The organism is Mycobacterium sp. IDUB_19 (assembly GCF_055419445.1).
Genome location: NZ_JBVAXR010000137.1, coordinates 1 through 1,526, shown reverse-complemented (window position 1 = coordinate 1,526; position 1,526 = coordinate 1). Strand labels below are relative to the sequence as shown.

Here is a 1,526-nt window from a genome sequence, read left to right as displayed (position 1 = left end):
GGTCACTACGACGAATGTGAGCCCTCCGGCCACGCCGTACATGAGCCTCATGACCATCTGCACGGTCCGGGATGTGGTCACGTCGCGATCCCGCACGGGGATCACGTCGACTACGTACACGACGGTTGCCGGCACGCCGCTCACGACCAGCACTACGACGAGCACTGACGCCCAAGCGTTTACCTGCGTTAGCCGTCGCTGTCGTGCGGCCCTTCGCCGCGCTCCGGGTCCCAGGTGCCCGGGATCATCGGCATCCTGGGCCCACTCCCGAACTCATCACCGGCCAGCGTCGTCAATCCCGTCGCGGCAACGGTTTCCTTGCGTGCGGTGCCGGCGAATCCGAGATTTCCGGCGCCCCGGTCAGAGGCCACCGCCTCGGCGCCTGAGGGCTCGCCCCAGTCCGGGTCGACGTCGACGTTCATTTCCATGAATTCGTCGCCGTGGCCGCGCTGGCGGGCCCGTTGCCGGCGCCGAGCCCGGGCTTCTTCTCGCCCCACCGCAGCGGCCACGGCCGCAGCCGAATCTGGTTCTGGCGCTTTCTTTTTCGCGCCTGCGGCGGCGGCGGTGCTCATTCCGGAACCAGATCCAATGCCGGGCGGTGCGACGAAGTACGGCGGAACAAAACCGGGCCCGGGTGGCGCCGGTGGCGCGGGCGCCGCCGGACTGGCCACGGTGCTCGCAGTGGGAGTGGGCGCCGGCGCGGGCGCCGACGCGGGGGCCGCGGCCGGCGCAGCGATCGGTGTCGTCCCGAGCGCCGGTGCCAAAGCGGGCGGCGGCGGAGCGGGGGCCACCGGCACGACCGCCGGCTGGGGCAGTCCGGCCAGGCCGGCCAGACCCGCCAATCCGCCGACGGCCCCGAGGGGGGCCACGGCCACGATCGCCGGGACGAGCAGCACCTCAGGCGAGCTGGATAAAAAGCTAGCAATTTGGGCTATGTGAGTAGGCCAGTCGAACGTCTCGAGGGCGACCAGGTACTGGAAAGCCAACGCTGGATTTTGCTGCAGGTACACGCCGTACTGTTCGAAATCCTCGAGAAGTTCCAGCGCTCGAACGATCCAGTACATCAGTGTGCCCGGGTTCGTATAGGAGTCGTAGGGCAGGCCATTGACGGTCCCCTGGCCGGGATTCCAATTGATCCCGAAGAGCCGCAGGATGTCCGCAATGAAGTCGTTCAGCGGGTTGTCGACCTTGGGGTCGTTGAAGGGATTCCCCCCCGAGTCAGCGGGCGAGTCGTCGGCCTTCATGATCTGCGGCGCTGGGTCGGTCTGCGGAGAGGCCGCCACCGCGGCCGTGGACACGGCTTCATAGGTCGTCATTGTGCCGGCGGCCTGAACCCACATCCGCGCATAGTCGGCCTCATTGACCGCGATCGGAATCGTATTAATACCAAAGAAATTCGTCGCCATCAGGACGCCATGGACGGCGTGGTTGGCGGCCAGCTCGGGCAGCGTCGGCATCGCCGCCACCGCCGCCGTGTAGGCAGTGCCCGCCGTCTCATGCTGTGCGGCCGCCGCGGCGCTGTGCGC

1 protein-coding gene is annotated in these 1,526 nt (G+C 68.1%); it reads right to left on the bottom strand.

Annotation, left to right across the window (positions count from 1 at the left end):
- Positions 1-188: 188 nt before the first annotated feature.
- Positions 189-1,526, bottom strand: a 1,338-nt coding sequence (locus tag ACZY0B_RS27435) for a PPE domain-containing protein (protein WP_463767370.1), incomplete at its 5' end; no start/stop codon positions are given.